Origin of the sequence: Roseibium aquae, from assembly GCF_008711285.1 — a bacterium.
In the GTDB taxonomy this organism is placed as follows: domain Bacteria; phylum Pseudomonadota; class Alphaproteobacteria; order Rhizobiales; family Stappiaceae; genus Roseibium; species Roseibium aquae.
On sequence record NZ_VXDC01000003.1, the window covers coordinates 115,360 to 140,973 of the forward strand.

General features: G+C 62.2%; 24 protein-coding genes and 1 pseudogene. 14 read left to right on the forward strand and 11 right to left on the reverse strand.

Annotation, left to right across the window (positions count from 1 at the left end; genetic code table 11):
• Positions 1-85 precede the first annotated feature (85 nt).
• The 9 genes from pcaD to pobA all read left to right on the forward strand — a co-directional run bounded on the left by pcaD (position 86) and on the right by pobA (position 8,233).
• Positions 86-880, forward strand: coding sequence for a 3-oxoadipate enol-lactonase (pcaD, locus tag F0184_RS06195; RefSeq protein ID WP_150495298.1), 795 nt, complete (start codon positions 86-88; stop codon positions 878-880).
• A 31-nt stretch (positions 881-911) separates the two neighbouring features.
• The gene (gene pcaC / locus F0184_RS06200) at positions 912-1,283 is read left to right on the forward strand and encodes a 4-carboxymuconolactone decarboxylase (protein ID WP_150495500.1); all 372 of its coding nucleotides are present in this window, start codon (positions 912-914) and stop codon (positions 1,281-1,283) included.
• 23 nt (positions 1,284-1,306) lie between these two features.
• The gene (gene pcaH / locus F0184_RS06205; RefSeq protein WP_150495299.1) at positions 1,307-2,053 is read left to right on the forward strand and encodes a protocatechuate 3,4-dioxygenase subunit beta; all 747 of its coding nucleotides are present in this window, start codon (positions 1,307-1,309) and stop codon (positions 2,051-2,053) included.
• Between the two features lie 4 nt (positions 2,054-2,057).
• Positions 2,058-2,675, forward strand: coding sequence for a protocatechuate 3,4-dioxygenase subunit alpha (gene pcaG / locus F0184_RS06210; protein WP_150495300.1), 618 nt, complete (start codon positions 2,058-2,060; stop codon positions 2,673-2,675).
• 36 nt (positions 2,676-2,711) lie between these two features.
• Positions 2,712-3,578 carry a CoA transferase subunit A gene (locus tag F0184_RS06215; RefSeq protein WP_150495301.1) on the forward strand — a complete coding sequence of 289 codons (867 nt, stop codon included), beginning with the start codon at positions 2,712-2,714 and terminating at the stop codon, positions 3,576-3,578.
• A complete protein-coding gene (locus tag F0184_RS06220) occupies positions 3,575-4,345 on the forward strand; it encodes a CoA-transferase subunit beta (protein WP_150495302.1) in 771 nt (256 codons plus the stop codon). The genes F0184_RS06215 and F0184_RS06220 overlap by 4 nt, the downstream gene beginning before the upstream one ends.
• 5 nt (positions 4,346-4,350) lie before the next feature.
• Positions 4,351-5,556 (forward strand): 3-oxoadipyl-CoA thiolase, encoded by a 1,206-nt coding sequence (gene pcaF, locus F0184_RS06225; protein ID WP_150495303.1) that lies wholly within the window; start codon positions 4,351-4,353, stop codon positions 5,554-5,556.
• Between the two features lie 3 nt (positions 5,557-5,559).
• Positions 5,560-6,942 carry a 3-carboxy-cis,cis-muconate cycloisomerase gene (pcaB, locus tag F0184_RS06230; RefSeq protein ID WP_150495304.1) on the forward strand — a complete coding sequence of 461 codons (1,383 nt, stop codon included), beginning with the start codon at positions 5,560-5,562 and terminating at the stop codon, positions 6,940-6,942.
• 118 nt (positions 6,943-7,060) lie between these two features.
• The gene (gene pobA / locus F0184_RS06235; RefSeq protein WP_150495305.1) at positions 7,061-8,233 is read left to right on the forward strand and encodes a 4-hydroxybenzoate 3-monooxygenase; all 1,173 of its coding nucleotides are present in this window, start codon (positions 7,061-7,063) and stop codon (positions 8,231-8,233) included.
• Positions 8,234-8,272: 39 nt separating this feature from the next.
• On the opposite strand, the gene F0184_RS06240 is transcribed toward pobA, so the two are convergent.
• The 4 genes and pseudogenes from F0184_RS06240 to F0184_RS06255 form a co-directional block, all read right to left on the reverse strand.
• Positions 8,273-8,599 (reverse strand): hypothetical protein, encoded by a 327-nt coding sequence (locus F0184_RS06240; protein WP_150495306.1) that lies wholly within the window; start codon positions 8,597-8,599, stop codon positions 8,273-8,275.
• Positions 8,600-8,819: 220 nt separating this feature from the next.
• Complete coding sequence (locus F0184_RS06245) at positions 8,820-9,734, reverse strand: helix-turn-helix domain-containing protein (protein ID WP_150495307.1); 915 nt, start codon at positions 9,732-9,734, stop codon at positions 8,820-8,822.
• A gap of 48 nt (positions 9,735-9,782) precedes the next feature.
• Positions 9,783-10,682: pseudogene (gene puuE, locus F0184_RS06250) on the reverse strand (allantoinase PuuE); the annotation flags it as partial.
• A gap of 351 nt (positions 10,683-11,033) precedes the next feature.
• Positions 11,034-11,408, reverse strand: a complete 375-nt coding sequence (locus F0184_RS06255) for a hypothetical protein (RefSeq protein ID WP_150495309.1) — start codon at positions 11,406-11,408, stop codon at positions 11,034-11,036.
• A 456-nt stretch (positions 11,409-11,864) separates the two neighbouring features.
• Between F0184_RS06255 and F0184_RS06260 the strand changes: the two genes are divergently transcribed.
• The 3 genes from F0184_RS06260 to F0184_RS20860 are packed head-to-tail and all read left to right on the forward strand — an operon-like array spanning position 11,865 to position 17,121.
• Positions 11,865-12,416 carry a PadR family transcriptional regulator gene (locus tag F0184_RS06260; RefSeq protein WP_150495310.1) on the forward strand — a complete coding sequence of 184 codons (552 nt, stop codon included), beginning with the start codon at positions 11,865-11,867 and terminating at the stop codon, positions 12,414-12,416.
• Between the two features lie 26 nt (positions 12,417-12,442).
• Positions 12,443-13,546 (forward strand): efflux RND transporter periplasmic adaptor subunit, encoded by a 1,104-nt coding sequence (locus tag F0184_RS06265; protein ID WP_150495311.1) that lies wholly within the window; start codon positions 12,443-12,445, stop codon positions 13,544-13,546.
• On the forward strand, positions 13,543-17,121 hold the full coding sequence (locus F0184_RS20860) for an efflux RND transporter permease subunit (protein ID WP_150495312.1): 3,579 nt from the start codon (positions 13,543-13,545) through the stop codon (positions 17,119-17,121). Before F0184_RS06265 ends, F0184_RS20860 begins: the two co-directional genes overlap by 4 nt.
• An 86-nt stretch (positions 17,122-17,207) precedes the next feature.
• Here F0184_RS20860 and F0184_RS06275 read toward each other — a convergent pair whose 3' ends face one another.
• From F0184_RS06275 to F0184_RS06290, 4 genes are all read right to left on the reverse strand, one after another.
• Positions 17,208-17,561, reverse strand: a complete 354-nt coding sequence (locus F0184_RS06275) for a GNAT family N-acetyltransferase (RefSeq protein WP_342212490.1) — start codon at positions 17,559-17,561, stop codon at positions 17,208-17,210.
• 182 nt (positions 17,562-17,743) lie between these two features.
• Complete coding sequence (locus F0184_RS06280; protein ID WP_150495501.1) at positions 17,744-18,532, reverse strand: CDP-alcohol phosphatidyltransferase family protein; 789 nt, start codon at positions 18,530-18,532, stop codon at positions 17,744-17,746.
• Between the two features lie 82 nt (positions 18,533-18,614).
• Positions 18,615-19,319 (reverse strand): phosphatidylserine decarboxylase, encoded by a 705-nt coding sequence (locus F0184_RS06285; RefSeq protein WP_150495314.1) that lies wholly within the window; start codon positions 19,317-19,319, stop codon positions 18,615-18,617.
• Between the two features lie 118 nt (positions 19,320-19,437).
• Positions 19,438-20,391 (reverse strand): LysR family transcriptional regulator, encoded by a 954-nt coding sequence (locus F0184_RS06290; protein ID WP_150495315.1) that lies wholly within the window; start codon positions 20,389-20,391, stop codon positions 19,438-19,440.
• Positions 20,392-20,509: 118 nt separating this feature from the next.
• Between F0184_RS06290 and F0184_RS20495 the strand changes: the two genes are divergently transcribed.
• Entirely contained in the window at positions 20,510-20,674 is a 165-nt protein-coding gene (locus F0184_RS20495; protein ID WP_172972005.1) for a hypothetical protein, read from the forward strand.
• Between the two features lie 108 nt (positions 20,675-20,782).
• Positions 20,783-20,992: a hypothetical protein gene (locus tag F0184_RS06295; RefSeq protein ID WP_150495316.1), complete on the forward strand. Its 210-nt coding sequence runs from the start codon at positions 20,783-20,785 to the stop codon at positions 20,990-20,992.
• A 101-nt stretch (positions 20,993-21,093) separates the two neighbouring features.
• Here the strand turns inward: F0184_RS06295 and F0184_RS06300 are convergent, their stop codons facing one another.
• The 3 genes from F0184_RS06300 to F0184_RS06310 form a co-directional block, all read right to left on the reverse strand.
• Complete coding sequence (locus tag F0184_RS06300; protein WP_150495502.1) at positions 21,094-22,995, reverse strand: ABCB family ABC transporter ATP-binding protein/permease; 1,902 nt, start codon at positions 22,993-22,995, stop codon at positions 21,094-21,096.
• A 55-nt stretch (positions 22,996-23,050) separates the two neighbouring features.
• The gene (locus F0184_RS06305) at positions 23,051-23,467 is read right to left on the reverse strand and encodes an ArsR/SmtB family transcription factor (protein WP_244299008.1); all 417 of its coding nucleotides are present in this window, start codon (positions 23,465-23,467) and stop codon (positions 23,051-23,053) included.
• Positions 23,468-23,648: 181 nt separating this feature from the next.
• Positions 23,649-25,547, reverse strand: a complete 1,899-nt coding sequence (locus F0184_RS06310; RefSeq protein ID WP_150495318.1) for a LysM peptidoglycan-binding domain-containing protein — start codon at positions 25,545-25,547, stop codon at positions 23,649-23,651.
• Positions 25,548-25,614 lie beyond the last annotated feature (67 nt).

Below are 25,614 nucleotides of genomic sequence, written 5' to 3' on the forward strand. Positions count from 1 at the left end.
CAAACGGGCCGCGCTGTTGAAGATGTTTCGCGACTCTTTCCAAAGCCGCAGGCATGCACGCAGCACGAGAGAAGAGGACCGCTCGATGAAGATGATGAGGGTCAACGACGTGACCCTGCATATGTCCGACACCGGACAGACGGAACGGCCGGCCCTTGTTTTTTCGAACTCGCTGGGCACGGACTTCCGTCTCTGGGACCGGGTGGCGCCCGCCTTTTCCGGACACTTCCGCATCGTCCGGTACGACAAGCGGGGCCATGGGCTCAGCGAGGCACCGCCGCCGCCCTATGCAATGTCCGACCATGTCGGCGACCTTGAAGCGCTGCTGGACCGGCTGGATATTCGCGATGCCATCGTCGCCGGATTGTCCGTCGGCGGCATGATCGCACAAGGGTTGGCGGCCAAACGGCCGGATCTGGTCAGGGCATTGGTGCTGGCAGATACCGCCGCGCGCATTGGCACGCGCGATCTGTGGAACGAGCGGATCGCGAAGGTCGAGCATGGCGGGATCGAGGCAATTGCGGAGAACGTCCTTGAGCGCTGGTTTTCCGAAGAATTTCGCAATCAACATCCGGAAGAGGTGCAAGGTTGGCGCGCCATGGTGACCCGGACACCGGTCAATGGCTATGCCGGAACCTCTTTCGCGCTTCGTGACACGGACTACAGCGTTCCGACCTCCCATCTCAAACTGCCTGTACTCTGCCTCGGCGGCTCGGAAGACGGCTCCACCCCGCCGGCGGTGGTTAAAGCCACGGCCGACCTGATCCCCGGAGCACGGTTTGTTGAAATCCCGGATGCCGGTCACCTTCCCTGCATCGATCAACCTGCCGCGATGATCGATGCCATGCAGGCCTTTTTCCAGGAGGCCCGGCTTGTCTGACCGCCCGCCCGGATCCCGTTGCCTTGACGGCATGAAGACGCGCCGGGCGATCCTCGGAGATGCGCATGTGGACAGGGCCACCGCTGGTATCACGGATTTGGACCGCGACTTTCAAACGCTGATCACCGAGAGCGCCTGGGGAACGGTCTGGTCCAACGAGACGATTTCCAGCCGGGAACGGAGCATGATCACCATTGCGCTGCTCGCCGCTCTCGGCCACACGGATGAACTGGCCATGCATATCAGGGCCACACGCAAAACGGGCGCACGGCCGGAGGATATCCGCGAAGCCTTGTTGCATGTGGCGATCTATGCCGGTGTTCCGGCAGCCAATGTGGCCTTCAAGGTTGCAAAACAGGTTCTGGCTGAGGAGCCGGATCCAGCGGAATCGAGAGACCGGTAAGCCGTCTCTTGCGGGAGGAACGAATGGCAGAACAAGAAGCGTCCGGCCGCAAGCCCGGCGCCTATTTCCCTCGGGACCGCCTGCGTCACCCGCCGGCATTCACTCCGGGATACAAGACGTCGGTCACCCGCAGCCCGCAAAAGCCCCTCGTGTCCCTCGGTCAAACGCTGTCCGAGATGACCGGACCCGTATTCGGACACGACGAACTCGGCCCGCTCGACGACGACCTGATCAGGAACCATGCGGTTTCCGGCGATCCCATCGGGGAACGGATTATCGTGCACGGGCATGTCATGGACGAGAACGGGCGGGGCCTTCCCGGCACGCTCATCGAGGTCTGGCAAGCCAATGCCGGCGGACGCTACCGCCACACGAACGATGGCTATCTCGCGCCGCTTGATCCCAATTTCGGCGGCTGCGGACGCTGTCTGACCGATGACGCCGGGTACTACGCCTTCCGCACGATCAAGCCCGGCGCCTATCCCTGGCCCAACTCGACCAACAGCTGGCGGCCTGCGCATATTCATTTTTCCATATTCGGACGGGCGTTCTGCCAAAGGCTGATCACGCAGCTCTATTTCGAGGGAGATCCGCTGATCCCGCTTTGCCCGATCGCCCAGACGATCCCCGATCCCCGGGCGATTGACGGACTGACCGCGCGCCTCGATATGAACGCCGCAGAACCGTTCGACTGTCTGGCCTACCGGTTCGACATCGTGCTGCGGGGACGCCGCTCCACCTTGTTCGAAAACCGTCTGGCGGGGAATTGAAACCATGCCAACCCGCGTTCCCGATCTGAGAGAAACCGCGAGCCAGACGGCCGGACCGTATGTTCATATCGGCCTCGTCCCGGCCGCAACGGGTATTCACGTTCTTGACCGCACCGTCACGAATGTGGTCGTTCGGCCGGATACGCCCGGCGAACACATCACGATTGAAGGTGTCGTTCATGATGGTGAGGGCATGCCCGTTCGGGACGCTGTTCTGGAAAGCTGGCAGGCCGATGCATCAGGACGGCATGCGCACCCCGAAGACCCGTCAGGATCCGCTGATATCCGGGGCTTCGGGCGCATGGCGGCAGATTTCGGCACGGGCGTGTACAGTCTACACACGGTGAAGCCGGGCCCGGTCCCCGGCCGGGACGGCGTCATGCAGGCCCCTCATATCAGCTTCTGGATCGTTGCCCGTGGCATCAATGTCGGCTTGCATACCCGGCTTTACTTCTCCGACGAGCTTGAACGGAATGCGGCGGATCCGATCCTGGCATCCATCGGCTCGCCGGACCGCCGCAAAACCCTTATCGCGGACCGGACCTTGAGAGACGGCAAACCGCTCTATCGCTTCGACATTCACCTTCAGGGCGACCGTGAAACCGTCTTTTTCGACATATGACATTCCGCGCTGTCCCACCCATACAACCATCAGGCCATGGCTCAGTTTCACACCCTTCATGATGCGGTCGCGCAAAACATCTTCGACGGCGACACCGTCGCCTTCGAAGGCTTCACGCATCTGATCCCCCACGCGGCTGCGCATGAGGTCATCCGGCAGGGCCGGAGGGACCTGACTGTCATCCGCATGACGCCGGATCTGATCTATGACCAGTTGATCGGCATGGGCTGCGTGCGAAAGTTGGTGTTTTCCTTCGCCGGCAATCCCGGCGTCGGCTTGTTGCGGCGCCTGCGCGATGCCGTGGAAGAAGGCTGGCCCCATCCGATCGAGCTGGAGGAACATAGCCACGCCGCGCTGGCCAACGCCTACGAGGCCGGCGCCGCCGGGCTGCCTTGCGCGATTTTCCGGGGCTACCGGGGGGTCGACCTGCCATCGGTCAACCCGAATATCAAAAGCGTGACCTGTCCGTTCACGGGCGAGGAACTGGCCGCCGTGCCGGCCATCCGCCCGAATGTCGCGGTGATCCATGCGCTCCGGGCCGACCGGAAAGGCAATGTCTTCCTGGAGGGGATCACCGGTGTGCAGAAGGAAGCGGTTCTCGCATCCAAACGGTCCATCGTCACTGTCGAGGAAATCGTCGACGATTTCGGGGCGCGCTCGCCCAACGCGACCATCCTTCCTCATTGGACCATCGGTGCCATCGCACAGGTGCCCGGCGGCGCTCACCCGTCCTATGCCCAGGGCTATTACGGCCGGGACAACGGTGCCTATATCGCCTGGGACCGGATCGCGGCGGAACGCGAGGTGTTTCTGTCCTGGATGGAAGAAAATGTGATGAAGGTCGGTCCGGAGATCTTCGAAATCCGGACCGCGCGGTTGCGGCAGGACGGAGGTGCGAAATGAGCGGTTTCACCCCTTCGGAAATGATGACCATTGCCGCGGCGCGGGCACTCAAGAATGACGATGTTTGTTTCGTTGGCATCGACGCCCCTTCCGCCGCCTGCAATGTGGCCCGTTTGACCCATGCGCCCGACATCACGCTCATCTATGAAAGCGGCACCATCGGAACGGCCCCCAGCGTTCTTCCCCTGTCGATTGGCGATGGGGAATTGTGCGACACGGCGCTTACCACCGTCTCTGTGCCGGAGATGTTCCGGTATTGGTTACAAGGTGGACGGATCACCGTCGGTTTCCTGGGCGGAGCGCAAATCGACCGGTTTGGAAACCTGAACACGACTGTGGTCGGTGACTACACCCGTCCCAAGGTCCGTTTGCCCGGTGGCGGCGGCGCCCCGGAAATCGCGATTTCCTGCGGCCAGATCTTCATCACCATGAAGCAATCCCGGCGCGGATTTGTCGAAAAGCTCGACTTCATCACCTCGCTGGGTCATGGAACGGGCGGCGGCGACCGTCAGGCCAAGGGCGTGGCCACGAAGGGCCCCACCCTGCTTCTGACCGATCTGGCGATCTGGGAACCTGATCCCGGCACCCGGGAATTCACCGTGACCTCGTTGCACCCCGGCGTCCGCCGGGAACACATTGTTGAAACCGTTGGCTGGGAGCCGCGCTTTGCGGAAACCGTCGGCGAAACCCCTGCCCCGACGGCCGAGGAGCTTGAAGTCCTGCGCGACCTTCATGCCCGGACCAAGGCCGCCCATTCTGGAGCATAAACCCCATGCATCACGCCTTTATTTGCGACTATGTCCGCACCCCGATCGGACGCTTCGGCGGCAGCCTGTCATCGGTCCGAGCGGATGATCTGGCCGCCATTCCGATCGAGGCCCTGATCGAGCGCAACCCGGATGTTGCGTGGGAAGCCGTGGATGAAGTCTACTATGGCTGCGCGAACCAGGCCGGCGAAGACAACCGGAACGTGGCCCGCATGGCCGCGCTTCTGGCCGGCCTTCCGGACACGGTGCCGGGCACCACGATCAACCGCTTGTGCGGGTCCGGCATGGACGCACTGATCCTCGCGGCACGCGGGATCATGGCCGGAGAACTGGACATTGCCATTGCCGGCGGCGTTGAAAGCATGTCGCGGGCTCCGTTCGTGATGCCCAAGGCGGAGACGGCCTTCAGCCGGTCCGCTGAGATTTTCGACACTACTATCGGCTGGCGCTTCGTCAATCCGCTGATGAAGCGGCAATACGGGATCGATTCCATGCCCGAGACGGGCGAGAACGTGGCCGAAGACTTTCAGATTTCGCGCGCCGACCAGGATGCGTTCGCGGTGCGCAGCCAGGCCCGGGCCGTCGCCGCCCAGGAAAACGGGCGCCTGGCGAAGGAAATCGTCGCGGTCACGATCCGGCAGCGCAAGGGTGATCCCGTCATCGTGGACAAGGACGAGCATCCGCGCGCCGGCACCACCATGGAAACCCTTGCCAAGCTGAAGACGCCGTTCCGGGAAAACGGCACGGTTACAGCCGGAAACGCCTCCGGCGTCAATGATGGCGCGGCCGCCCTGCTTGTCGCCTCGGAATCCGCGGTCGAGAAATACAATCTCACACCGCTCGCCCGCGTCGTGGGCGGTGCAACGGCCGGGGTGCCGCCCCGGATCATGGGAATTGGTCCGGCCCCGGCCACGCGTAAACTATGCGCGCGGATCGGACTGACGCCGGGCGACTTCGACGTCATCGAGTTGAACGAGGCCTTCGCCTCGCAGGGCATCGCGGTGTTGCGGGACCTCGGCCTGCCGGAAGACGCCGACTTCATCAACCCCAATGGCGGAGCGATCGCGCTAGGCCATCCGCTGGGCGCTTCAGGAGCCCGGATTGCCGGAACGGCCGCGCTCGAATTGAAGGCACGCGGCGGCAAGCACGCGCTGGCCACCATGTGCATCGGGGTCGGCCAGGGCATCGCCGTTGCCCTTGAATCGGTCTGACCCGTGAGCGGGACCGCCTTCGACAGTGCGTTGTTCGGGCCGCTTGTCAGCGATCCGGCGACGAAAGCCCTGTTCGAGGACAAGGCGGTCCTCAGGGCCTTTCTGGATGTCGAAGCGGCCCTGGCAAGGGCCGAGGCCCAAACCGGCGTCATTCCGGCGGACGCCGCCGAACGCATCGCGCAGGTCTGCGCGGCCACCGAGATCGACCCTGCGGTGCTTGCCGAGGGAACCGCGCGGGACGGTGTGCCCATCCCGGTGTTCGTCCACCATCTGCGCGAGCTGGTCGGCGGGGACGCGGCGGAATACGTCCATCTTGGTGCCACCAGCCAGGACATCCTGGACACCGGCTTGATCCTGCGCCTTGACAAGGCTCTGAAGCTTCACGAGGCGGCGCTCTGGCGGGTCTGCGACCGGCTCGCGGTGCTGGCGGACACCTACCGGCTGGCCCCAATGGCCGCGCGGACCCGAATGCAGCAGGCCGCTCCCACGAGTTTCGGCCTCAAGGCCGCCGGATGGCTGTCCGGCTTGCTGAGGCATCTGGACCGTGTCCGCGAGCTGAAACCGCGGTGTTTGTGCGTTTCCCTGTCCGGCGCCGCCGGGACCTTGTCCGCGTTTGGCGGCAAGGGCCTGGCGGTTGAGGCTGCCTTGGCCCGCCAGCTTGACCTTTCGGTGGCCTCCGGTCCCTGGCATACCCAGCGCGACACGGTTCTGGATCTGGCGAACTGGTGGACGCTCGTCTGCGGCTCGCTTGGCAAGTTCGGCCTCGATCTCGGCCTTCTAGCGCAAAATGAGGTGGCCGAAGTCAGCCTGCCGGGCGGAGGCTCCTCCGCCTTGCCGAACAAGGTCAATCCGGTCGGCGCGGAAACCCTTGTCGCGCTTTCCCGCCACACGGCCGGCGCGCTGGGAACGCTGCACCAGGCCGCCTTGCAGGAGCATGAAAGAGGCGGCGCCGGGTGGACATTGGAATGGCTGGCCCTGCCCCAGATCGTTCTGGCGTCCGGGGCAGCCCTGACCCACACCGAACGATTGCTGAACGGGCTCGCCGTGAACACGGATCGGATGCGGGAAAACCTTTCGTCCGGCGGAGGACTGATCATGGCCGAAGCCCTCAGTTTCGCGCTTGCCCGTCATATGGATCGGACGGATGCCGCCCACCTCGTCAAAACCGCCTGTCAGGATGCGGCTCAGACCGGTCATGACTTCAAATGCTGCATGATCCGCGTGCTCGATGCCGGACATCACGGGGATATCGTGAGGCAAATCGACTGGGATACGTTGATGGATCCAGCCAGCACCCTTGGTCCCGCGGCTCGCCTGATCGACCGGATTCTGGAGTCCCATGAATCCCTTAGGGAAGCTTCTTCCCATTCTGAATCACAGACTTAACGTACAGATTCAACGCGCCCGGCGACCCGGAATCCAAGCCTTTATGCGGATCGTCCATTCCGCTCTTCCCGCTGCCGCTTATCCTCGAAGGTGAGCGAACCAACTGCAGGAGGAAACCATGCGCACCCAGGTGGCCATTATTGGCGCGGGCCCGTCCGGACTGCTGTTGTCGCAGCTGTTGCATCTGGAAGGCATCGACTGCGTGGTTCTTGAGCGCCGCTCCGCCAGCCATGTGCGCGCCCGCGTCCGGGCAGGCGTTCTGGAACAGGGTCTCACGGACATGCTGGCGCGGGCAGGACTCGGCGGCCGCTTGAAAGCCGAGGGCCTGCCGCATGACGGGTTCACCATCGCCGTTGGCGAAACGCGGCTGCGGATCGATTTGAAGACGCTCACGGGCGGGAAAGCCGTCACCGTCTACGGGCAAACCGAAGTCACCAAGGACTTGATGGCAGCTCATGAGGCGCGGGACGCGCGGGTGATCTATGAGGCCGAGGACGTCGCGCTTCACGACTTCGAAACCGACCGGCCAAAGGTCACCTTCCAGAAGGACGGGCTAAGCCACCAGATCGAATGCGACTTCATCTGCGGCTGCGACGGATATCATGGCGTCAGCCGGGCCTCCGTTCCACGGGGGGCTATAACGGAATATGAGAAGGTCTATCCGTTCGGGTGGCTCGGGATTCTGGCCCATGTGCCGCCGGTGGACCACGAACTGATCTATGCCAATCATGGAAACGGGTTCGCGCTGGCGTCCATGCGCTCGCACACGCTGAGCCGCTACTACATTCAAGTTCCCAACGGCACCCTGGCGGAGGCCTGGCCGGACGACGCGATCTGGCGCGAACTGAAGATCAGGCTGGGCCCGGAGGCCGCGGCGCGCATGGAAACGGGTCCGTCCATCGAGAAGAGCATCGCGCCCCTGCGCAGTTTCGTGGCAGAACCCTTGCGCTTCGGGCGCCTCATGCTTGCGGGCGACGCTGCGCATATCGTGCCGCCGACCGGCGCCAAAGGCCTGAACCTGGCGGCCTCCGATATCCACTATCTCTCCGAAGCCCTGATTGCCCATTACCGCGAGCACTCGGCCACTGCCCTGGACACCTATTCGCCCCGAGCTCTTGCCCGCATCTGGAAAGCCGAACGGTTTTCATGGTGGATGACGATGCTGCTGCATCAATTCCCCGACCTGGGCCCGTTCAACGCCAAAATGCAGCAGGCCGAACTTGACTACCTGAGCGGTTCACTAGCGGCGCAGACCATGCTTGCGGAGAACTATGTCGGATTGCCTTATTGAGGACCCTTGACCGTGCGCCGGATCGGCGCGCCCTCAAGATCAGCCATTCGTGAACAGGTCCGGATGCCGGGTGGACATGCGCCGCCGCGCGTCTTCGAGCGAATCCCCGACCGTCTCCAGCAGCCGGCTTGGGGATTGAACCGCCTTGACGAAAAGGGCGATTGCCTCCTCAGACGCGTCCCTGACGTCCATCGCCTTGAGATCCGTGATAGCCGCATCGGTTGCATCCACAATGACCAGAGTGTCCTGAACCAGCCGCTCCGCGAAGTGATGGGCAATATCCTGATCCCGGCCGACAATAACCGCTAACCCAATGAAAAATATCGCGAATGCATACACATACCCATAGCGCTTCAAATTGCCCATGCCCTAACCAATCAAATAAACCGTTAATCATTATTAACAAATGGTTAACAAACCAGGCATGAATTGCAACCACGATTCGTTGATTTGCCCGGAAAACAGCAACCGCATCACCGCACGCTTCACGACGGGATGCCCCGCCGCCGAAAATGGCCGGTTTCAATCATCTCCTGAAAAGGTTGCAGCGTATTTCGTCAGACTGACCGGGACGTGCTCGGGGCGTTCAGTCAGTTGCGCTTTCGCCACCGCTGTTCGAGCCGGGATGCCGGTCCCGGAAGTCGAGGGGACTGAGGCCTGTCTCTTTTCGGAAAACGCGGGAGAAATAGGCGGGATCTTCATAGCCGAGATCATAGGCGATCTGGGACACGCTCAAACGGGAATAGGCCAGAAGGCGTTTTGCCTCGAGGATCAGCCGATCCCGGATCACCTGGGCCACGGTCTTGTCGGTAAACATCCGGCAATGGCGGTTGAGCCGGGCAACCGGCATGCCCATCGCGGCGGCAAAGAAATCGGGCCGGCGCTGCTGGCGGAAATGCTCTTCGATTAGACTTCGGAACCTGAACAGGGAAAACCCGGCGGAAGACGGGCCGCCGCCTTCGCGGGCCGGCAGCGCGCCGGCCGGATCGAGGGTGCGCGCCAGAACAAGGGTCAAAAGGGACTTGAAGACGGTTCGGCGCCCAAATCCATGCCCGAACTCGTCTTCCATTTCCCTCACATAGGCCCGAACCCGCGCCATGTCAGCCGGGTCCGGACGGACCAGAAGCGGCACCGGCTGTGCCCCCCCCAGAAGCTGCAGCGGATGAACGCCGCGCCCCTCCGGTGTCAGATAATCGGCGGTGAAGGACAGAACATGCCCCTCGGTATCGGGTGAAAAGGTCCAGCCGTGCAGGGCCCCGGCCGCGACGAAGACGAAGTGGCCTGGCGACACGGGTTGCTGCCCGGTTTCATCGAGCAGCAAGCCACAGCCGGACGTCAGAAGAAAGGCCTGATGGAGGTGCAGATGGCTGTGCGGTTCCACTTGCCAGCCAAGTGGCCTGGACCGGACCGGAATCGCCTCGATATGGAAAAAGTCGAAGCTCTCCGGCGGATCGTACTCGCCGTAGAGATGATAGCGGGGAATGACCGATGGGGATGTCATGTCATTCGCGTGCCGCCCTTTCCCGTCAAACCGTCAGTCGCTGCGTGCGTGGTGGGCATGCCAATGCCAGGCGATATCGATCCGCCGGGCCAGCCATACCTTGTCATGTCCCGTCACATAATCGAGGAACCGGCGCAGCGCCGCAACCCGGCCCGGGCGTCCGGCCAGCCGGCAATGGAGCCCGATGCTCATCATCTTGGGCGCGCCGGCTTCGCCCTCCGCATAGAGGGTGTCGAAACTGTCCTTCAGATAGCTGAAAAACTGGTCGCCCGAGTTGAAACCTTGCGGGGTCGCAAACCGCATATCATTGGCGTCGAGCGTATAGGGGATCACCAGATGATCGCCTTCCGGCCCGTCCACCCAGTAAGGCAGATCATCCGCATAGCTGTCGGAATCATACAGGAACCCGCCGTCTTCCATCACCAGCTTTTGCGTCTGCATGGAACACCGGCCCGTATACCAGCCAAGGGGCCGCGCGCCCGTCACCTCCTCATGCAGTCGGATGGCCTCATGCATCTGCGCGCGTTCCTGGTCCTCCGGCATGTTGGCATAATCAATCCACTTCAATCCGTGGGATGCGATCTCCCAATCGGCCTCTTTCATGGCGGCGACCGCTTCCAGATTACGGGCAAGCGCCGTGGCCACGCCATAAACTGTCAGGGGCACATTGTTCTGGACGAAGAGACGCCAGAGACGCCAGAAGCCGGCCCGCGAGCCGTATTCGTAGATCGATTCCATGTTCCAGTGGCGCTGACCGGGCCAAGCCTGCGCGCCAACGATTTCGGACAAGAAGGCCTCTGACGCGGGGTCTCCGTGCAAGATGTTGTTTTCGCCGCCCTCTTCATAATTGAGGACAAATTGCACGGCGATCCTGGCCTCGCCCGGCCAGTGCGGATCGGGCGGTGTCCGGCCGTAGCCGATCATGTCACGGGGATAGGTGTTGGTCATGCGTCAGGTCGCCTGTTGTCTCGAGATCTTCAGATGAACCGAGCCGGCACGAGAATTCAAGCCTGCGGCCAGCCGATCGGCGGCACGCGACGAAAACTCCTAAAATTTTACAAGGGTATTTGAAAGGGCTTTATCGTTTTGGCCCTATTCCGCATTCACACGACACACAGCACCAGACGAGGGAGTATACACTTGCAACTCGTATCGATGGGTTACGGCTGCCTTGCCGTTTCGGCAGGGCTTCTTTTCTTGATGACCATCACGGTAAACGTCTAGGCCGGGATCGCGGGCGTATCGAATTCCGCCTGCCCTGCCCCCGGTCGGCCTGCCGCCGGCCGGTTACAGACGCCCTCAGCCCTGCCGGCGCGGACGAACAGGGACCGGAACCAACACCATGTCCCCCGTATCCATAAGCTGGAGCGCCGCCGTTTTTATCCTCTGCCCGCCGCCCGGACGTTTTTGATCGGGTTCGCGCAGCATCATGATCGCCGATCCCATCACAACCGACCCAAGCGTGACGATGAGGCTGACGATCAGCATCAACACGGGCAGAACCGGATTGTCGGCGTTGAGAATGAGAACCCGGAGATTTCCGACATTGGCCGCCAGCACGCCCGCCAGGAAAATAAAGGAAATCAAGACGCCAAGCAGGCCGTTGACCAACAACAACCGCAGCAACGGATTTTCGGGAAGGCGAAACCGGCCAAGGATCGGTGTTTTCGACATGCGCATTCTCCCACAAGGCCTGCCAGCCTATCACGGCCAGCTTCATCGTTGAACATACGTTTCGGTCGGCGCTCCGGATTACGCTCAGCGGCCTGTCTACTGTCCGCGGAGCGGACATCCGTCTTTTTCTGGATCTTGACTTATATCGCCCAAATATATAGGTATGATATATAACGAACTTGAAAATTGTACTCTGGAGCGATCCGCAGATACCGCTGCGCCGTATCACGGCCCGGGCAGCAGGAAAACCGCAGCGTCAGGACTATCCGTGCCAGAGGAGTTCGAGCCAGAAGGCTTCTTGCCAGAAAGGTTCGTGCGCCACCCCGGCGGATCAGGCTGTTCCGGCAATGTGGGCGGCTGCCGCGAAACCGGAATTGGCCCGTGGCCTTACGGGTGTAAGTCGTCAGACAAAACCCGGCTCCAGCGGGTCCGGACCGAGAGAACAGGCAAATTAACATGAGTGTGCGCACCTTGTGCCTCGCGATTTTGAACCGGCTCGATGCGACGGGCTATGAGATCCGCAAGGAATCGACGGAAGGCAAGTTCAGCTATTTTGAAGACGCCTCTTTCGGCTCCATCTATCCGGCCCTTGCCCGGCTCGAGGCGGACGGCAGGGTGACCGTTCGGGAAGAACATCAGCCCGGCAAACCGGCCCGCAAAGTCTATTCGATCACCCCTTCCGGCCGTGAGGAACTGATCAGTTCTCTTTGCGAGCCGCAAGCGCCGGACACGTTCCGTTCTCCTTTCCTCCTGATTGCCATGCATGCCGCTGCGCTCGGACCCGAGGTGATCCGGACGGCGCTCGATCGCCGGAAGCAGCACCTGCGCGAGGAACTCAAGAAGATCAATGAGTGCTCGGAGGACAAGACAGATCCGGGTGTTGACTGGATCCGCGATTACGGCCGGTCCTGCATGACGTCGGATCTGGCCTACCTGGAACACCACGGCAATGAACTGATCAAAATCGCCGAAGGCGTCATTCCCTCCCCCAAGATGGCAGCCGAGTAAGCGCGAAGCGACGTTTGGAGTAGTCAATGCGTGTGAAATTTTCCTACCTGCTGGCCGCAGGTCTGGCTGCCGGGATCGGCGTTTGGATGTATTCCGGTGAGACCGTGATCGGTGGCGTTGGCGACAGCGAGCATGCCGCACCGCCGCCCGCCGAGCGGATTGCGACAGCAGGAGAAGAGTTGTTCCGTGTCAAAGTTCAGACCTTGCGCGCTGCCGAACGGCAATCGGTCCTCGACATCCGCGGCCGAACCGAAGCGGAAGCAAAGGTGTCCGTGCGCGCGGAAACCGACGACACGGTGATCGCGCTTCGGGCCCGGGAAGGCGCCTTCGTCGCGAAAGGCGACACATTGTGTGTTCTGGACCAGGGCACGCGGGAGGCGAAAGTGCTGGAGGCCAAGGCGACCCTGGCCCAGGCGGAACTCGATCATGAGGCGGCAACGCAACTGGTCGACAAGGGCTTTACTGCCAAGACCCGCGTCGCCGCACTCAAGGCGCAGCTCGATGCGGCCCGGGCGCGGCTCGAAGAGGCCGAGCGCGAAATGGAAAAAACGGCGATCACCTCTCCGCTCGACGGCATCATAGAGAGCCCCATGGCGGAGGTCGGCGATCTTCTGAAGTCAGGCGATGTCTGTGCGACCGTGGTGAAGACCGATCCGATGATCGCCATAGGCCAGGTTTCCGAGATCAATGTCGGTCTGATTTCGCTTGGCATGCCCGCCGAGGTGGACCTGATCACGGGTGAAACCATGACCGGCAAGGTCCGCTACATCGCACCGGCAGCCGATCCGGACACGCGCACCTTCCGGATCGAGGTCGAGCTGCCAAATCCGGACGGCGCGGCGCGGGACGGCGTGACCGCACTCACCCGGCTGCCCCTGCCGCCTCAAATGGCCCACAAGATCACGCCCGCGATTTTGACCCTCAACGACTCCGGTCAAGTCGGTATCCGCGCGGTCGACGAAACGAATACGACTGTCTTCTATCCGGTCCAGGTCCTGGGTGGCGAAACCGACGGCATGTGGGTCGGCGGGCTCCCAGAGGAAGTCACAGCCATCGTCGTCGGCCAGGATTATGTTTCGGACGGCCAGAAGGTCGTTCCAGTGTTTGAAACGGCAGAGGTGGCCCAATGACCTCCATGCTCGAAGGCGTTCTCCGGCGCCCCAAAACCGTTTTCGTGCTCATGCTGGCGCTGATAGCCGCCGGGACGATGAGCTACCTGTCGATCCCCAAGGAAGACAGCCCGGACATCGACGTCCCGATCTTCTATGTCTCGATCGCGCAACAGGGGATTTCCCCCGAGGATGCAGAGCGCCTTCTGGTGCGCCCGATGGAAACGGAATTGCGGGGGCTGGATGGCCTTAAGGAAATCACCGCAATCGCCTCTGAAGGGCATGCGGGCATCGTCCTGGAATTCGACATTTCCTTCAATAAGGACGAGGCACTCGCCGATGTGCGGGACAAGGTCGACCAGGCCAAGGGGAAGCTGCCGGCGGATGCCGAGGAACCGACCATCACCGAAACCAATTTCGCGCTCGCGCCGGTGATGTGGGTCACGCTGTCTGGCAATGTTCCCGAACGCACGCTCTATCAGCATGCGCGGCGCCTGAAAGATCAGATCGAGGCCGTGGACACGGTCCGGTCGGCGGATCTGTCCGGACACCGCGAGGAGATGCTGGAAGTCCTGATCGACACCCAGAAGCTGGAAGCCTACTCGATCAGTCAGACCGAGCTGTTCAACACCCTGTCGGCAAACAACCGCCTCGTGCCGGCCGGCTTCATCGATGGCGGCCAGGGCAGGTTCAATGTCAAGGTTCCCGGGCTCGTCGAGACAGCCGCGGATATCTACTCACTGCCGATCAAACAGTCCGGCGAAGGCGTCGTCACGCTCTCGGACATCGCGGAAATCCGAAGAACATTCAAGGATCCGGACTCGTTTACCCGGGTGAACGGCCAGCCGGCCATCGCGCTTGAAGTCACCAAGCGGATCGGCACAAACATCATCGAGAACAACGAAGCCGTGCGCGCGGTTGTCGAACAGGCCACCCGCGACTGGCCATCGACCATCCAGGTCGATGTCATGCTCGATATGTCGGCCAACATCTACGAGGTGCTGGGATCGCTTCAGTCTTCCATCCTGACCGCGATCTTCCTGGTGATGATTCTGGTCCTGGCCGCGCTGGGGCTTAAATCCGCGCTGCTGGTGGGCCTTGCGATCCCGACCTCGTTCATGGTCGGCTTTCTCATCCTTGCCGGCATCGGCTACACCGTGAACACCATGGTGATGTTCGGGCTCGTGCTGACCGTCGGCCTTCTGGTCGACGGCGCCATCGTCATGACCGAATACGCGGACCGGAAAGTGCAAGAGGGCATGGAAGAGCGCGAAGCGTTCATCCGGGCCGCCAAGCTGATGTTCTGGCCGATTGTCTCGTCCACGGCGACCACGCTTGTCGCCTTTCTGCCCATGCTCCTCTGGCCGGGCGTGGCGGGCGAGTTCATGAGCTACCTGCCGATCATGGTGATCATTGTCCTCACCGCTTCGCTGGTAACGGCCATGGTGTTTCTGCCGGTCACCGGCGGCATTCTGGCTTCGGTGTCGAATTGGCTGTCGCGCAATGCCGCCTGGCTGCTTGCAGGCACCATCGCCGGTCTCTCCGCCCTTGCCGTCATGAACACACCGGCCGTCCCGGCGCTGCTGGCGGGGATCGTTCCGGTCAGTCTGATGCAGGCAACCACCGCAGCCCTGGCCGTCCTGACATTCCTGATTGTCGGTTATGGCGGATTTCGGGTCTTGCGGCCGTTCGTGCGCATGTCGCGGGACCGGGCGGCGAAACGCGCCGCTCAGGACCGGGCGAATGCGGCTGCCATCTCCGGGACAGAGGCTTTCGACGTGAAAAAGGTCGCGGGTTTCACCGGAGCATATGTGCGCCTCCTGAAGTTCCTGGCAGGCAACCCGATTGGCAATATCGTTACCATAGTGGTCCTGGTTGGCGGCTGTTTCGCCATCGTGTCCGCCTTCATGGCGAACCCGACCGGTGTGGAATTCTTCGTCGACGAGGAGCCGAAACAGGCCGTGGTGTTGGTCTCGGCCCGCGGCAATATCTCAGCCGAAGAATCGCTGGAGATCGTCCGGGGCGTGGAAGACATCGTCCTGGCCATTCCCGGCATCGAGAACGTGGTCACGCTCGCCAAGGCGCCCGGTGGCGGCGGAGGCGGTTCGTCCATCGGCGGCGTTCAAGACAAGCCAGCCGATGTCATCGGCGAACTTCAGATCGAACTGTCGGACTACTGCTGCCGGCGGGAATATCGCGAGATCGCAGCCGATATCCGGAACCTGACCGCGCCCCTGCCCGGCATCAAGGTGGAACCGCGCAAGATCGAGGGCGGCCCACCCACGGGCAAGGACGTTCAGCTCGAACTGAAATCGACCGACTACGATACGCTCGTCAGCGAGGTTTCCCGGGTCCGGGCCCATCTCGATACAATGGACGGATTGATGGACCAGGAGGACGATCGTCCGCTGCCAGGGATCGAGTGGCGCATTTCGATCGACCGGGAACAGGCCGCCCGCTATCAGGCGGACATAGCCTCCGTCGGCAACATGGTGCAGCTCGTGACGAATGGCGTTTTGATCGGCAAGTACCGCCCCGGCGACAGCGAGGACGAGGTGGACATCCGTGTTCGCTTGCCTGCCGATGAACGCACCATCGACCGGTTCGATCAGCTTCGGCTGCAAACCCCGCTTGGCCTTGTCCCGCTCGCAAACTTCGTTGAACGGGCCCCCGCCCAGAAAGTGTCCGAGATCATCCGGCGCGATGGGCTCTATTCCATGATGATCAAGGCAAGTGTCGATCCTGCGTCCGGCGCGACCGCCGACAGCAAGGTCAGCGAACTGGAAGACTGGCTGACACAGCAGACCTTCCCGGACAATGTCTATTGGCAGTTCCGCGGGGCTGATGAGGACCAGAAGGAATCGGGCGAGTTTCTCATGCGGGCCATGCTGGCCTCGCTCTTCCTCATGTTCCTGATCCTGCTGACCCAGTACAACTCCTTCTACCAGACGGCGCTCACGCTCTCGACCGTGGTTTTGTCGGTGTTCGGTGTGATCCTCGGCATGATCGTCACGGGCCAGAAGTTCTCCATCATCATGTCGGGCACGGGGGTCGTAGCGCTTGCGGGGATCGTGGTGAACAACGCCATCGTCCTGATCGATACGTATAACCGCTTCAAGGCGGACGGGATGGATCCGCTGGACGCGATCCTGAAAACATCGGCGCAGCGGATCCGCCCGATCCTGCTCACCACCATCACCACCATCGCCGGCCTGATCCCCATGGCAACCCAGATGAATTTCGACTTCTTCAACCAGGTCACCGCGGTCGGCAGTATCACCGCCGTCTGGTGGGTGCAGTTGTCGACGGCAATCATCTGGGGGCTCGGATTTTCCACGCTGCTCACCTTGATCGTGATCCCGGTCATGATCGCGGCGCCGAGCGTTTGGGTGAAGAGCTTTGCCTCAATCGCAGGCCGGTTCTCCCGCAAAGAGCCGGCAGCCGCGGCAACCGCCCCGTCGGGCTCAAGCGATCAGGACGTGTCCTGGACCGATCCGGACCTGGAACGCGAACGCCCCGCCGCCCAGGTCGTCTCGATGCCGAAACCCGAACGGCCCAAAATCGCTCCCCAGGATCTGCCGCAAGCCGCAGAGTGACAGGGCACAAGACACACAGAAAACAAAGCCGCCGGGCAATGCCTGGCGGCTTTTTTTATTGATGGCGAGTGTCAACAGTCCACTGGTCAGGCGCTCCAATAGGCTTCCTGCCGCCACGGCCAGGGTACCTCAAGCTGCCCGTCCGGCACGTTGTCTGCGCCTTGGAGCGAAAGGCCTTGCCAGGCCGCAGACCAGCCGGCCGGCAGCGGGTAAGGCGGGGTAATCCTGTGCCCGGCTTCAAAGCCAAACCGGCCGTAATAGCCGGGATCGCCGAGCACGACGCAAGCGGACGATCCATCCGCCTTTTCGCGCGCAAGCCCTTCGCGGACCAGCGCGGACCCGATCCCGGATTTTTGCCTGATCGGGGTCACGCAGAGCGGGCCAAGCAGCGACACCTCAGCGCCGTGTCCGCCTGCCACGATGCAGCGGGAAAAGACCACGTGTCCGCATACCTCGTCCCGGAAGCAAGCAACCAGCCCCAAAACCGGCGGGAAGAAGGAGATAAGGTCCTGAACAAGAGGGCGTAATTCCTCATCCTGGAAGGCCGCCGGATAAAGTGTAGCGCGGGCCAGTCGGACGGCTCAAAGCTCCGGATTGTCAGGTCGCCGGCCATACCGTTCTCCTATCCCCGGTCGTCCTTGTCCCGATCCCCCAGATGATCGAGGTCGGTGTCTGAACAGTCGCCATCATCATCTGCCCCAGCAAATCTGGCATCTCGCTTCAGATAGTTCCGGTGCATGCGCCAGGCCAAGGGAATTGCGGCAAGATAGAGCAGCGACCCTATGGCCAACACCCTGAAAGGATAGCTGACGGTCAAGGCAATGATCAGCACCGCCAAGACAATCAACGGCAGAACAAAATCCCGGCGGATGCGGGCACCGAATTTCTTGCCGGAAAACGTTGGCAGACGGCTGACCATCAAGAATGCAATCAGACCAGTATACACCGCGACCGGACCGGCGAATTCCGGCCAGTTGGGCAGAATTCCAAGGAATGACAGGTAGAGCGGGATAAGCACGGTCAAGGCGCCGGCGGGCGCTGGAACACCGGTGAAGAAATGCACCGACCAGGCCGGCTTGTCGGGATCGTCAAGCGCCACATTGAAACGCGCCAGCCGCAGCGCGGCGGCAATGGCGAAGACAAGCGCCGCAATCCAGCCAATCGATCCGGCTTCGTGCAGGATCCAGAAATAGAGCATGAGGGCCGGCGTTACCCCGAAATTGACGAAGTCGGCCAGACTGTCGAGTTCCGCGCCGAACCGGGATGTGCCCTTCATGAGCCGGGCAACACGGCCGTCCAGCGCGTCCAGAACGGCTGCGAACAGGACCGCGAACACCGCGAATTCCCATCGGTCCTCGAACGCCATGCGGATCGCGGTCAAACCGGAACACAAAGCCAGCAGCGTGACCATGTTCGGCAGGATCAGCCGGAGGGGGACCCGGCGGAACCTCGGTTGTCTGCGAAGATTTTCCGGCTGGGTCACAACGCCCTCCTCAACTCACGCGGGTGAGCGGTTGTGCATTGACCTGGGTTTCCCTCAGATCCGCCAGGACGGTCTCCCCGGCAATCATCGTCTGTCCAAGCGCGACCTTTGGCTGTGTGCCTTCCGGAAAATAGACGTCGAGACGAGACCCGAACCGGATCAGGCCAAAGCGCTCCCCGGCGGTCAATGTCTCGCCTTCACGCACGAAACAGACAATCCGCCGCGCCACCAGCCCCGCAATCTGCACGACGCCGATGGTCGCCTTTTCGTTTTCGATCACCAGCCCATTGCGCTCATTGTCCTCGCTGGCCTTGTCGAGTTCGGCGTTCAAGAACTTTCCCGCGCGATAGGCGACCCGCGTGATCCGGCCATGCATCGGCGCCCGGTTCACATGGCAATTGAACACATTCATGAAGATCGACACCCGCATCATGGGTTCCTGGCCCAATTCGAGTTCCTTGGGCGGGCGCGCCAGACCGCAGTGGCTGACGACGCCATCGGCCGGAGAAACAACCAGCCCTTCCCGGACCGGGGTGACGCGCGGTGGATCACGGAAGAAATAGGCGACCCAGCCGGTCAGGGCCAATCCGATCCAGAACAGCGGATCGACAAACCAGCCAACGACGATGGTGGCCGTGAAGGCGATTGCGATGAACGGCCACCCTTCCCGGTGGATCGGAACCAGCGCCTTGGTGACGCTATCGACAAGTGACATCAAGAATTCCTTTCACGGGCAGCGCGGCGGACACACTGTCCGGCTGGGCGGCCTGCCTGAAGACAAGGGCGCGTTTTAGTCGATTTCGACGGGAAACTAAAGGTGTATGGCGTTTGGGTCAGACGTCCCCGATCAGACCCTTGATGATCCGGCTGTGCTCGGCATACAGAGCGGGCAGGTCCAGTTCCCAATAGGCGGGCCGACCAAACTTCGAGACCAGAAAATCGACGAAAGCCGAAGTTTTCGGCGGTGTGAAGTTTCCCGGCGGCATGACGGCCCAGATCGCCCCGGTTCGTGCCACCGGATAGTCCGGCAGGACCGCCAGCATCCGCCCTGCTGTCAGATCTTCCCAAACATGAGCGCCGGATTTGATCGCAATGCCCAGCCCATGAATTGCAGCGTCGTAGGAGTAGTCGCCGCTGTCGCCGGAAATGAGCGGGGTTATTTGCTGCACGATCTCCCCTTGCGGACCGTCGAAATACCAGACCGGCAAACGGCTCAGCCCGATGCAATCGTGGTTGATCAGGTCGGCAGGGGTTTTCGGTGCCCCGCGGCGGGCAATATAGTCCGGCGACGCGCACAACACCCGCTGGTTGGCGCCCAGACGGCGCGCCCTTAGGGTCGAATCGGGCAAAGGCGCCGCCCGGAAGGCCAGATCGTATCCTTCCTCAACAATATCCACCATCCGGTCGGTGAAGCTGAGATCGAACCGGATATCCGGGTAGAGTTGCATGAATTCCCGCAGATAGGGCAGCACGTGCTTGTGCCCGAAAAACATGTTGCACGAGATTTTCAAGACCCCGCGGGGCGCCGCGGTTCCCGCCTCCAGGATGGACAGGCCCCGGTCGAGATCTCCAAGCGCTTGCGAGACGCTGTCCAGAAGAACCTGTCCGGCTTCGGTCAAAACGGTGCTGCGCGTGGTGCGGGCAAACAACTGCGCCCCCACAGTTTTTTCCAGGGTGGTCAGGCGCGCGCTGGCCGCGGACGGCGACAGGCCGATTTCCTTGCCCGCCGCCGAAAGGCTGCCCAAGGCGGCCACTCTCGTGAAAAATCTGAGGTCATCAATGCGCATTATTCCAAATTATTGAAGAGATCATCAATTTCAAGCCACATTCTTCGAAATCGATAACTGCATCATAGTCTGTTCATTCCAAACGGCCCCGGTGGCCACCCAATCGAGGAACAGACCAATGACCCGCTTTTCAACGGACCACAGCATTACCCCAGCCGAGCAGCAAGTCTTCGAAGCCCGGGCGCGCAAACTGCGCAGCGACGTCTTCCGGCATTTCTTCGCCGGTTTGATCGGCACCCGGTCGCACGGAGCAGGTCCACGCCGCACTTTCCCAAAAAGCTGAAAAGTCTATTTCAACTTAGCCCAATTCTTCCAAAGGACCGCATCAGACAGACTGGTCCAAGTCAAGCCGGCCCCCTTCCCGGAGCCGCAAGCCCGCAGGAGCAAACCCATGACCCACCTGGATCCGACCCGTATTTCCTTGCCGTTGACACCGGCCGTCCAAGCCCAGTTCGATGCCCGGGCCCGCAGGTTGCGCAGCCGGGCATTCCACGAGTTCTTCGGTGCGTTGTTTGGCCGCCGGCGGAGCGCCGAAGCCAGCACAAGCCTGCCGCAGGACAACGCGTGCCCCGGCCCGGCTGGAACCGCCAAAGCCGCATGACACCGCCCGAGACTTCGCCCTCAACCGGGTGGCCACAGCCGGATCTGTCCTGAACCGGCGCCCGGCCCATGGCGTTCTGGGCCCACGAGGCGGCGCGGGTCTTATTTTACCGGAACGTAATCCGCTTTCGGACCTCTTGTCACAATGCCGAACTCGTCTTGCTCCCTGGCTGCCCGCAAGCGTTCCTCGGCTTCATCCGCCTCGCGCTGCCGGGCCCACATGGAGGCATACAGCCCATCCAAGGCAAGCAATTCCTGATGTGTGCCGCGCTCGGCGATACGGCCGGCTTCAAGGACGATGATCTGGTCCGCGTTCACCACCGTGGACAACCGGTGGGCAATGACAAGTGTGGTCCGGTTCCTCGACACCTGATCGAGTGCGGCCTGAATTTCCTGCTCGGTATGCGTATCGAGCGCGGATGTCGCCTCATCGAGAATCAGGATTGGCGGCGCTTTCAAGATGGTACGGGCAATTGCCACCCGCTGCTTTTCGCCGCCCGACAGTTTGAGCCCGCGCTCCCCGACCTCCGTGGCATAGCCATGCGGCAACGCTTCGATGAAATCGTGAATCTGCGCCATCCTCGCCGCTTCACGGACCTCGTCCTCAGTGGCATCCGGGCGGCCATAGCGGATGTTGTAGGCGATCGTGTCGTTGAACAGCACCGTGTCCTGCGGCACCATGCCGATCGCATGGCGGACGCTTTGCTGGGTAACATCGCGCAGGTCCTGATCATCGATCCGCACCGCACCGCTGGTGACGTCATAAAACCGGAACAAAAGCCGGGAAATCGTCGACTTGCCGGCGCCGGATGGTCCGACGATGGCGACCGACTTGCCCGCCGGGACCTCGAAATCGATGCCTTTCAGGATAGGGCGCTCCGGGTCGTAGTGAAAATGGACATCCTCGAAACGGATTGTGCCGTCGACGGCCTTGAGCGGAGCGGCGCCCGGCTTGTCCTGAATTTCGGCCGGAACATCAAGCAGATCGAACATGGTCTCGATATCCGCCAAGCCCTGGCGGACTTCGCGGTAAATGAAGCCGATGAAGTTGAGGGGAATCGAGATCTGCATCAACAGCGCGTTGATCAGGACGAAATCGCCAATGGTCTGCTCCCCGGCCATGACAGCCCGCGCTGACAGCACCATGCACGCCCCCATGCCGAAGCCCAGAATGACCGCCTGCCCCAAATTAAGCCAGGCCAGCGAAGTCCAGGTCCGGGTGGCCGCGGCTTCGTACTTCGCCATGGAGGTGTCGAAGCGACGGGTCTCCATGCCTTCATTGCCGAAATACTTCACGGTCTCGAAATTCAAGAGACTGTCGATCGCCTTCGAGTTGGCATCGGTATCGCTCTCGTTCATTTCCCGCCGTATGCCAATTCGCCAGTTCGACGCCTTGATGGTGAACCACACATAGGCCACGATCATGACAGCGACGATCGACAGGTAGCTGAGGCCGAACTGGAACGTGATGACGGCTGCCATGATGGCGAATTCCAGGATCGTCGGCAGGCCGTTCAAGATGGTGAAGCGGACGATGGATTCGATCCCCTTCACCCCGCGCTCGATCACCCGGCTGAGACCGCCTGTCCGACGGGACAGATGAAAACGCAGCGACAATTGGTGAAGGTGCCGAAAGGTGATGTTGGCGAGCTGGCGAACAGCATGCTGGCCGACGCGGGCAAAGAGCGCGTCGCGAAGCTGATTGAAGGCGACCGCAAGAACCCTGGCCATGTTGTAGGCCACAACAAGCATGACAGGTGCAACGAGAAAGGCCGGAAGGCCCACTTCCTCGCCTGTGAGCGCGTCCGAAGCCCAGGCGAAGAAATAGGGCGACAGCACGGTCACGAACTTCGCCACCACCAGCGCCGCAATGGCGAGCAAGACACTGCGTTTGAGATCGGGCCGGTTGTCCGGCCAGATGTAGGGCCACAGGTTGACGATGGTGGAAAGGGTCGAGCCTTCATCGGCGCTGACCGCCCGCCGTCCGGGCCTTTTCGAGGACATGTCTGGGGAGGCGTTCGGGGCGATGTCCTCTCCGGACGTTCCCGGTGCGGTGGTGTCAGTCAAAAGCTGTCTCCTTAGCCGGGATGAGGCCCGTATCCGAACCGGTCTGATCAAGACACTCGACCAGCGGAATATCTGGCGCGGCCGAGACCGCCGATAGATAGTCATGGGACGCACCGACGGCCTGCCTCAACACGGACAGGTTGATGCGGTAGTGGCAGGAGCGCCCCTCCACCCGGCATTCCAGCAGACCGGCCTCTTTGAGAACGTTCAGGTGCTGGGAAACCGTCGACTGGGCCAGCGGAAGACAGCGGACGATATCGCCGCAACAGGCCTGGCTTCGGTTTGCCAGATTGTCCAAAATGGCGAGCCGGGCCGGATGTCCCAGCGCACGGTACACGCGGGCCAGGTCTTCAAAACTGTTGGGGCGCACATCGCATGCGTCCGGCTGCGGGTCCGTCTGACCGATCACGGTTCTCATCCTCTCCCGAGTGGCCCATCCATTCATCGTAAATATGCGATGGATTTGGATCGGGCAAGGGATGTCCCTGTCTTCCCATGAAGACAAGTGCCTGAGATGCACCGCCGGACGAGCCGCCATGCGGTCATCCGGCCAAAAGTCTTCATCGGAAGCCTATTGGCCGGATAAGGGTTTACTGAACGGCTGTGGGGCCTTGTGGGCCGTTGTCGGACCAGTTGAGATCGCCTTGCGGCGTCAGAAACACCTGCCCGGGATAAATCAGGTCGGGATCGCGGATCTGGTCCTGATTGGCCTGGTAGATCGTGGTGTAGCGGATGCCCTGCCCATAGAGCCTGCGCGAAATGCGCCAAAGATTGTCGCCCTTCCGGATGATCACGTTCGGCACGGGCTTCACCACCTCCACGGCCTGCGTGCCGTCCGCCGTCTGGGTCCCGGAGGCAACCGCCCGGGTCAGCACGATCTGCTCGGGTTCCACCTTCTCGAAGGTCACGGCAGCGCGCGCCTCGACCTGATCGGTGCCGCTCTCCACGAGATCTGCACGGACTTCGACATCGCCAGCCGGGATATCGCGATCACCCTCCACCAGCCACCGGCCGGCCTCGTTGACCGGCGCGTTCCCGGCAAAGCTTTCGTCCACATAGACCCGCACTTCCGTGCCGGGCTCACCCGTTCCGGCCACGAAGACCTTGCCCTCTTCCGATTCCACCGCATCAACGGTCACTGTCGGCTGGCTCTCCTGCGATTCGCCTCCAGCCGCGCTTGTCTGAGCCTGCGCTTCCGGCGCTTGGTCCGACGCGTCGGCGGCATCCGTACCCGCCACTCCGGCAGCTTCGGGCGCCACAGCGACGGTCACGCCACCGTCCACGCCGGGGCTGGCCTGCTCCTTGTCCGCGTCCGCTGTGCGTGTCCCGGTACCGGCTTCGGCTTTGGCCTCAGCTTCCGGCGCGGTTACGGGCTCAGCAACAGGCTGGGCGGCTTCGGCCACCACAGCCTGGCTAGGAGCGGGATCTGGATCCGTCTGTGCAACGGCCGTTTCCACGGACTGCGAACCCGCCAAGCCATCCGCCAGATTTTCTACCGCCGGCTCAACAGCCGCCGCCAGCTCTTCCCCGGCCGGTGTCCCGGCGCTCTCAGCGCCCTGCTCGGTACCCGGGGGCGCGGCCGCAACGGCCGTCTCCGTTTCATCCCCTGTGGACGCGGACACCTGCGGCGCGGCGCTCGTGTCAGGGCTCTCACCGGCCTCTGCAGCGGCCACCTCGGCAACTGTCGCAGGGGCGGGTTCTTCGCCAGCCGCCGTATCGGACGCGGCAGGCACGGCGTCCGCGCTTTGCCCTGCGCTGATATCTGGCGCGCCCGCTTCGGGGGCCAGTGCCGCAACCTCACCCATCGCTTCGGGCGTCGCCCCGCCGGCGGCGCCCTCGGCCTCCGGCGCGGCATCCGCCACAACGGGGGCCGATGGCATTTGGAGAATATCCGACGGAGCATCCGGCGTGTTCAACACGACAAGCGGCCGATCCATCCGGTTTTCCGGAATTGACACCGTAAGGCGTTGCTCGGAGCGCGTTTTCACCGCGCCCGCTTCATCCTGCACTTCGAGACCAACATCATAGTCGCCAGGGTCGAGAGGTGTGTCGAGAATGATGGTCCATTCGCCATTCTGGTCGGCGATTCCCTTGCCAACGGTTCGTCCATTCGCGGTCAGCGCGACAATCGACCCTGATTCCGACCGCCCGGCGATGACCGCATCGCCGGTGGGCTCCACACCAACGACATCGAAACTCGGTGTGATCGCGCCGGACGAACCAGTCTCCGCGGTCGCGGTATCCTGTGCCTCCGGACCGCCAGCGGTCGTGGCATCCACCTCGGGCGTGTCCCCGCCGCCAGTCTGGGCGGATTCCGCGGACACGCTTGCACCGGGCGCAGCGTCGCCGCCCCCCTCAGCATTTCCCCCGGTTTGAACGGCGACATCGGTCTCCTCCGGCGCGGAGCGGTAGACAGTGCCGACCCCGATCGCGACCACGCCCACAACACCTGCCACCAGGAGGCTCCAGATTACAGCCTGTCTTGTCATGTCCCATCCCGCATGGAGGATTTGCTGGCCACTCCAGCCCCTCCTTCGCTGTCTTACTATAAAACGC

Excerpts from the sequence above, each read along its gene's own strand:
- F0184_RS06215 (WP_150495301.1), top strand. The coding sequence starts at position 2,712 with ATGGCTCAGTTTCACACCCTTCATGATGCGGTCGCGCAAAACATCTTC.
- pcaC (WP_150495500.1), top strand. The coding sequence starts at position 912 with ATGAAGACGCGCCGGGCGATCCTCGGAGATGCGCATGTGGACAGGGCC.
- pobA (WP_150495305.1), top strand. The coding sequence starts at position 7,061 with ATGCGCACCCAGGTGGCCATTATTGGCGCGGGCCCGTCCGGACTGCTG.
- F0184_RS06220 (WP_150495302.1), top strand. The coding sequence starts at position 3,575 with ATGAGCGGTTTCACCCCTTCGGAAATGATGACCATTGCCGCGGCGCGG.
- F0184_RS06285 (WP_150495314.1), bottom strand. The coding sequence starts at position 19,319 with ATGTCACTTGTCGATAGCGTCACCAAGGCGCTGGTTCCGATCCACCGG.
- F0184_RS06300 (WP_150495502.1), bottom strand. The coding sequence starts at position 22,995 with ATGTCCTCGAAAAGGCCCGGACGGCGGGCGGTCAGCGCCGATGAAGGC.
- F0184_RS06245 (WP_150495307.1), bottom strand. The coding sequence starts at position 9,734 with ATGACATCCCCATCGGTCATTCCCCGCTATCATCTCTACGGCGAGTAC.
- pcaF (WP_150495303.1), top strand. The coding sequence starts at position 4,351 with ATGCATCACGCCTTTATTTGCGACTATGTCCGCACCCCGATCGGACGC.
- F0184_RS20860 (WP_150495312.1), top strand. The coding sequence starts at position 13,543 with ATGACCTCCATGCTCGAAGGCGTTCTCCGGCGCCCCAAAACCGTTTTC.
- pcaH (WP_150495299.1), top strand. The coding sequence starts at position 1,307 with ATGGCAGAACAAGAAGCGTCCGGCCGCAAGCCCGGCGCCTATTTCCCT.
- pcaD (WP_150495298.1), top strand. The coding sequence starts at position 86 with ATGAAGATGATGAGGGTCAACGACGTGACCCTGCATATGTCCGACACC.
- F0184_RS06280 (WP_150495501.1), bottom strand. The coding sequence starts at position 18,532 with ATGGTCACGCTGCTGGCTTTGTGTTCCGGTTTGACCGCGATCCGCATG.
- F0184_RS06260 (WP_150495310.1), top strand. The coding sequence starts at position 11,865 with ATGAGTGTGCGCACCTTGTGCCTCGCGATTTTGAACCGGCTCGATGCG.
- F0184_RS06295 (WP_150495316.1), top strand. The coding sequence starts at position 20,783 with ATGACCCACCTGGATCCGACCCGTATTTCCTTGCCGTTGACACCGGCC.
- F0184_RS06290 (WP_150495315.1), bottom strand. The coding sequence starts at position 20,391 with ATGCGCATTGATGACCTCAGATTTTTCACGAGAGTGGCCGCCTTGGGC.
- F0184_RS06310 (WP_150495318.1), bottom strand. The coding sequence starts at position 25,547 with ATGACAAGACAGGCTGTAATCTGGAGCCTCCTGGTGGCAGGTGTTGTG.
- F0184_RS20495 (WP_172972005.1), top strand. The coding sequence starts at position 20,510 with ATGACCCGCTTTTCAACGGACCACAGCATTACCCCAGCCGAGCAGCAA.
- pcaG (WP_150495300.1), top strand. The coding sequence starts at position 2,058 with ATGCCAACCCGCGTTCCCGATCTGAGAGAAACCGCGAGCCAGACGGCC.
- F0184_RS06265 (WP_150495311.1), top strand. The coding sequence starts at position 12,443 with ATGCGTGTGAAATTTTCCTACCTGCTGGCCGCAGGTCTGGCTGCCGGG.
- F0184_RS06255 (WP_150495309.1), bottom strand. The coding sequence starts at position 11,408 with ATGTCGAAAACACCGATCCTTGGCCGGTTTCGCCTTCCCGAAAATCCG.
- F0184_RS06240 (WP_150495306.1), bottom strand. The coding sequence starts at position 8,599 with ATGGGCAATTTGAAGCGCTATGGGTATGTGTATGCATTCGCGATATTT.